Consider the following 7,031-nt stretch of genomic DNA (forward strand, 5'->3'; position numbering starts at 1 on the left):
ATGTAGAATTTGGTTTTCTTCTTCAAATTTTACAATCTCAAAATATTCAATCAACAGTTCAGGTAAAAATAATTTAAGCAGTTCGGCATCATTTAACATTATACAAAAATATCATTTTTTATTTTCTCCCCAACTTTTGAGACTGATCCGGTTAATGCAGCGTCCCAAGCTACTTTTGGGTAATCAGCATGTAAAGTCCAGCCTGCAATTAAATCTAACCAAGGTTGGTATTCTGCTTTCCATTTATTATCATAATAAAATTTTAGTTGATAATTTTTATAAGTTTCTGCTGTATTTTTTAACTCTGACTGATATGCTTGATCTATCGTTTGATAGCCTGCAAAAGTTTTATAATCCTCCAATCCGATTGGGTTTTCGAGAATTAATTTTTGAACCTTTTCAGGATATAGCAATGTAAATCTCGTGGCAACCATTCCCCCCATTGAGTGGCCTAAGACAATTGTTTTTTCAATTTTCAATTCATCTAAAATGGCTTTTGTATTTTCTGCTAATTGAGAAAAAGAGAACTGATAACTATGAGGTTTCGATGATTTTCCAAACCCGATTTGATCAGGAATAATTACTCTGAATCCTTTATCCGAAAGATCTTTTGCTGTTTTTGCCCAATAAGCCCCATTGAAATTTTTTCCGTGAAGCAACAGTATTGTTTTCCCATTTGACGTTTTAGGCTTTACATCCATGTAAGCCATTTTCAGATCGTTGTTCTGAGATTTTAAATTAATGAAATGAACTTCATAAGGATATTGATAATTCGTAAGATCTGCATCCAAAGGTTTTACTTGTGAAAAAAGTAAAGTTGGCACAACCGATAACATAATAACCGCAACAGCATTTCTAAAATATTTCATGAATTTTTATTTACGTATAAAATTAAAAAATCTACTCCAAAGGAAATGGTTTATAATGAGTATTTTAGTTTTAGCTTAAAACTTTTAAGATAATTTACCATTTTCAAATATTCTTTTATATAAACATTAACATAAATAATATTCAGACCATAGAATACAAAAGTATATTTGAAAAAAAACAACCAAAAAGTATTATTCACAGGATACTTTTATACTTATCACAATTATCTATGAATAAAAACAGTCCAGTTTTACAAGATCAACGAATTCCTATTATAGATATTTTACGAGGTTGGGCATTATTTAGTGTTGTTGTCATGAATTATGCCACAATATACACTTGGAATACTCATTCAATAAAGATAGAAACCGATGCACTCACTTCTCTCATCGAAAGTATTTCTGAAGTTATACTCGGTTCAAAAGGCTGGACTTTACTCGCTATATTATTTGGTTTTAGTTTTTCCATATTATTACAAAAGATAAGTTCCAGCGGTCAACCGACAAGTATATTTTTCATCAAGCGTATGCTGTGGCTATTTGTTTTTGCTTTTGTTAATACACTTTTTTTTGGTGGAGATATTCTCAACGACTATGCCTTTATGGGATTAATACTGCTCCTTTTCTATAATCTTAATACCCGAACGTTGTTTATCCTTGGGATTACAATCTTATTACTAACTCCATTTTTACAATCCTTTTTAGGGAGACACCACTTATTGTTTACTCCTAAAAACCGTGATCTATTTTATGAATTTTATGACAAGAATACTTTCTTTGATTATATTAAAGCCAACCTTATTATGAGATATAAATGGATGTTGCGTTTAAGCTATTCTGTTATATTGCATTTAATACAATTAGGCTGTTTTTTAATTGGTGCTGCATTGCATCGCAGTAATTTTTTCTCAATCATAAATAATAATCCAAGATTTTTAAAGAAGATATTTTGGGTTAGTTTAAGCTTATCAATTGTTCTGTTTATTAGTCAAATTCTAATAGAAAAATATGAGTGGGAATTCAATACTTATTACAATCTATTTTATCCTGAAATACTTTGTATTATGACCTTTATAACTACAGGAATTATTTGGATGTATAATACAGGTAAAGCTAAAAGTATTTTCTCAGGGTTACAAATTGTAGGTAAAATGACTCTTACCAACTATATCACACAAAATATTATTGCATTTTTTCTTTTTATTAATTTAAAGGTAGATTGGCCATTATACCAATATATATTGATTGCCATTCTTGTTTTTATTTCACAGATCATCTTTAGTAGATGGTGGCTGAAAAAGTATAATTACGGACTACTGGAATGGCTATGGCGCTGTCTAAGCTATGGAAAGATCTTTTCATTAAAAAAATAAAACCGTCTCAAGAGAAACGGTTTTCATTATATATTTAATTTATTATTTTTAAGCTACTTCTGCTACTGTCATTTCTTTTTTAGAAGGTAAGTTCATTAAAACGATAGCAAAAAGAATAAGGATAATTCCCATCCACTGAATCAATTCAACCTTTTCGCCTAACAAAACGTAAGCCATTGTTACAGAAACCGGAAGTTCCAATGATGAAACAATACTTCCTAAACCTAGCCCTGCATTCGGGAAACCAATATTAAATAAAATGGGAGGAATGATAGTTCCAAAAATAGCTAGAGCAAAACCATACGTCCACAATATTGAATAATTAAAAGAATGTATATGTTCTATATTATCTGTGAAATTTAAATAAATAGATCTTAATCCATCAGAATACATTGGCCCTATCTGAGCAAAGAATAAGAATAGGAATATAACAATAGAACCTCCTAAAAGCATCACAATACTTTTCCTTAAAACCGGTAAATGAGTAGCTAATGTATTAGATGTAAACATTGTTAATGTGTAAGAAGCTGCTGCTAGTAATCCCCAAAAGATACCGTGCCAATCTAGCTCAATATCCATATTGATAAGGTTGGTAGCTAAAACTGTTCCTAATAAAACAATAACAACGGATACTATTTTTCTTGCATTAGGTAATTTCTTAGTCAAAAAGCTTTCTACAACCACACTGAACCATACAGACTGCATCAACAATACTATAGCGATAGAAACCGCAATATATTGAACTGCGATATAATAAAATAAACTTGTACATCCTAACGATGTACCAGCCAGCATAAGCATTTTTATTTCTTTACCACTTGGTGATGATAATTTTTGTTTTGAGGTTATGGTTTGAATAAAATTCAAAATTAATAAACCTACCAATCCCAGTATAAACTGAGAAGTAGTAACTTCAGAAGTAGTATACCCATCATGATAAGCCATTTTAACAAATGTTGCTAACATACCGTATATACTGGCTCCCACTCCGACAAATAAAACTCCCTTAAGTATATTTTTCTTCTTCATATTCTTTTTTTTAAACAGCCGGCAAAGTTACGATATAATAATCAAATTTGTCAGAAGGTGATTAGTATCATAGATAAATAAAATCGCCCCAAGCAAGCTTGAGGCGATATATAATTTGATCTTTTTGATCTTATTTGTTAACAATTACTTTCGATGCAGCATCAAAGCCAAGGCCCTTGATCTTCACCATATAAGTTCCGTTTATTAAATTACTTGTAGAAATTGCTTTCTTGGCATCAGGAGATATTTTATCTTCTGAAGAAACTAATTTTCCAGACATATCGTAAATCTCAACACTTACTTTACCAATAGTATTGCTTGGGAAGTTGATGAAGAATTCGTTTTTAGCAGGATTTGGATAGATTGAAATTACATTTTTAACTGCTTTTACTTCGTTTGTTGCTAAGCTAGCACATTCAGCAGGTACAGTCAAATCTTGTACTTGATCATTGATATTAGTTTTACTTCCTGCAGAAGCATTAACTCCCAACCCTCTTTTTGCAAAAACATTCCAGATCATACATTTATCTACGCCTCCTGTTGTAGCTAAATCAGCAGCTAAAATTGCATTTCTACCATCAATAAACGTAGGATTACAAGATTGAAGCTTTAATGCATCAGTAACTAACTGTAAAACTCTTGAACTACCATTAGTAGTATTGGCTGTTACATCAGAAGAGTAACCATATTTCTCAACATACTTCCAATTTAAATCCCATAACATGGTTGCCCAAACAAAACCAATAGAATGCACATCCGGAACAACAGCAGTTCCATTATTATATTCCATTCCGTTCGTATTACCGTAAGTGAAGCCATTTATCGCAAAATTTGGAGAATATTTTGCAGGTCTAATACCATCTCCAGTATTGCCTTCTCCTATTACATACGTACCAATACCCCTTGCTACTGAAGCATTATCTCCCGCTTTATTGGTCAACATTAAAGCAAAGAAATCTGACCAACCTTCACCCATTTGTTCTTTATCTGCATTGGAATTTAAGCAGTTATACCCAGCTCCCGTTAGCCTATTTGAAATACCATGACCATATTCATGAGTAACAATACCATTATCAAAACTACCATCATATTTCGCATCTACTCTTAGATCAACATTCACAACAGTATTCGCAGCTAGTTTTGTTTTGATGAACTCTCCTTCAGCATTTGTAATTAATATAGATGGTATTGTGATTGTAGCATCTGTTCCCCCCATGTTTCCTATGGTAGCACCATTAGCTGTATTATTATAAATAATTGTACCAATAGCTCCAGCATTTTGCGCATTTTTAACTTTTACAGCAAAACCGCAATTAGCAGCACCTCCTCTCTCAATAAGTCCAATTTTACCCGTCATTTCACCCGCAGGTAATGCAGTACATCCATCAATAACACTTGCAAGCTTTACATCACCAGTTATTCCGGTAGCATTTAAAGCTGGTCCAAATTGTGCAACACCGGCATTAACAACTCTTGCAACTGCATCAGACGGAGTATTATAAAATAGTTTACGATTCGATCCTAACCATAAATACATCTGCATTCTAGGATTAATTCCATCCTGTTGAGTTCCGAAATTGGCATTATTTAATCCGCTACCATCTTGTGCTTCAGCATATACAGAGTCATCATCTACACCTCCTTTTCCAAAGTTATTATCCTGAAAGTTTCTGGCAGATTCTGTAAATCCAAACTGGTAGAAAACATCGTGGATTCTATTATTTAAATAAAATAAATTTGTTATAGCAGCATTTCTATTAGCTGCAGGTGTTCCATCAATATTAAAAGGAAAATTGAAATTCCTTGTTGCTCCTCCATCTGCAGGAGTTCCTGGTAAATAAAGTGGGGGTATAGTTAAAGCTGTTCCCGCAACGTCTTCATACGCAAAAACATTATTTCCTCTGGTTATAGTATAATGAGTGGTACCATCAGAATGCCATCCTTCAGGCGAAGCATTAAGCATCCAAGGATTTGAAATAATTGATCTAGATCCAAAAGTAGCAGACTCAATAGGCAAAGGGAAAACGTTATATGAAGCATTATCCGGAACAAAGAAAGGAAAATTTTGTTCAGCTTTATTTTCCGCGCCGATTAACTCATGCGTATTATTGGTAAAATGATCGTGTGTAAAATCTGAAGAATAAGCATCATCTTTAAAATTACACGATAATGTTAAATTATTTTTTTCAATAATTTTACCATCTTTTGCATCTACTAGAATATTCCAATAATTTGAGGTTTTAGGTTCTGTAACACTATATTCATATGCTAAATGTAGATTTTCATTTACATCAGTGGTATAAACCAATCTTTGCCTTACTGATGCAGCATTATTCCCATTCTTTTCAGAGAACCCCAGAATAGCAAAATTATTAATCTCCGGATTTTGTAGATCTTCAGCAATTTTCTGAAGTGCAGCACTTTTGCTAATCACAGCAGTATTAGATGTAGATACCGAATAATTCTTTACGAAGTTATCCGTGTAATAAACAATTTTATTGTCTTTAATAAGTACGGTCCCAACAGAACTATATACTGGAAAACCATTATACGTTTGTTGAAACTTAACCACATTTCCATTTAAAGACTTCGAATTATCTACATTATCAATAATGAAATTCGTAAGGTCAGATTTCTTATACTCTCTTAACTTATTTTGAGAGATATAGTCTTTAATAAGCTTCTCATTATCTTGTCCAAATAAAGTAGAAGGAAATACTGCGAATGCAGCAAATACAATAGGTAGAATTATCTTTTTCATATACACTAATAAAGCGGCTAATTTACAATTATTTCACAATCAAAAAACATTTAACCTAAATAAATAATAAAATAATTATTAAAATATATTTTTTCATTTATTCAACAGCATTTCAAAGATTAATAATATGAATAAATCTATTTTTCATATTCAAATAATTCCTATTTTCAGTAGATTAGACAAGATAAAATTAGCATTATGAATGAAAGTAAATACTTAGCTTTATTTTGCTTGGGCAAGACAAAAGATAATTTAATTTTAAATATAAGATGTAAACCTATAAAAGGAATACAAAGGGAAAGTCTATTTTTACTATTTATTGTCCCCCTTGTTAGGAGTCAAAATATAATGGAAGTAATAATGTAACTTTAGATATTTTTCAGGAGCTATTTCCTGCTATCCGCTCATACTCCTCACGCCGGTGCAGTCCAACGCTAAAATCCTTACCTTTTCCAACTCCTTGTTGCGGGGTAACCGCTGCTATCAGGGCTAGGGCTTTTGTCTTTAAGATAAATAGTTGTTAAAAAAATAAGTTACTGAGCCACTCAAAGCACATCAATCTTTGCTGAGTGAAACCGTATAAATCTAAAACCTCACAGGTTTTAAAAACCTGTGAGGTTTGCGCTGACACCCAGAAAAAAGAGATTGCTTTACTTCTACAGGAGGTTTAAGTTTGAGGATAATGATCTCTCTCGCAGATCAAGCGGATTAAGCAGATTTTTAAATGAATGAAAAATGAGGGATTGTTCTTTGTAAAATGTAAATACAAAAAATGATTTAAAAGGAATAGTTGAGATCCTTTCAGGATGACAAAAAGTGTGGATATAATTTTTGGTAAAAGATGTATGTTTTTTTGAGATTGCTTCGGAACTTCGTTCCTCGCAATGACAGGGGCAACGCATCTAGCATCTAGCATCTAGCATCTAGCATCTAGCATCTAGCATCTAGCATCTAGCATCTAGCATCTAGCATCTAGCATCTAGCATCTAGCATCTAGCA

General features: G+C 32.3%; 4 protein-coding genes. 1 reads left to right on the forward strand and 3 read right to left on the reverse strand.

Features of this window, described 5'->3' with window-relative positions; all coding sequences use genetic code 11:
• Nucleotides 1-98: 98 nt before the first annotated feature.
• Complete coding sequence (locus BUB80_RS22730; protein ID WP_228433941.1) at nucleotides 99-869, reverse strand: alpha/beta fold hydrolase; 771 nt, start codon at nucleotides 867-869, stop codon at nucleotides 99-101.
• Between the two features lie 230 nt (nucleotides 870-1,099).
• On the opposite strand from BUB80_RS22730, the gene BUB80_RS22735 reads away from it, so the two are divergent.
• Nucleotides 1,100-2,242: a DUF418 domain-containing protein gene (locus tag BUB80_RS22735; protein ID WP_073297988.1), complete on the forward strand. Its 1,143-nt coding sequence runs from the start codon at nucleotides 1,100-1,102 to the stop codon at nucleotides 2,240-2,242.
• A 48-nt stretch (nucleotides 2,243-2,290) separates the two neighbouring features.
• Here the strand turns inward: BUB80_RS22735 and BUB80_RS22740 are convergent, their stop codons facing one another.
• Together BUB80_RS22740 and BUB80_RS22745 are read right to left on the reverse strand one after the other, a co-directional pair.
• Nucleotides 2,291-3,271 (reverse strand): EamA family transporter, encoded by a 981-nt coding sequence (locus BUB80_RS22740; RefSeq protein WP_073297990.1) that lies wholly within the window; start codon nucleotides 3,269-3,271, stop codon nucleotides 2,291-2,293.
• A 130-nt stretch (nucleotides 3,272-3,401) separates the two neighbouring features.
• Nucleotides 3,402-6,032 (reverse strand): T9SS-dependent M36 family metallopeptidase, encoded by a 2,631-nt coding sequence (locus tag BUB80_RS22745; RefSeq protein WP_139262887.1) that lies wholly within the window; start codon nucleotides 6,030-6,032, stop codon nucleotides 3,402-3,404.
• Nucleotides 6,033-7,031: the final 999 nt, after the last annotated feature.

The sequence above is a fragment of the Chryseobacterium polytrichastri genome (genome assembly GCF_900142445.1).
Taxonomy (GTDB): Bacteria; Bacteroidota; Bacteroidia; order Flavobacteriales; family Weeksellaceae; genus Chryseobacterium; species Chryseobacterium polytrichastri.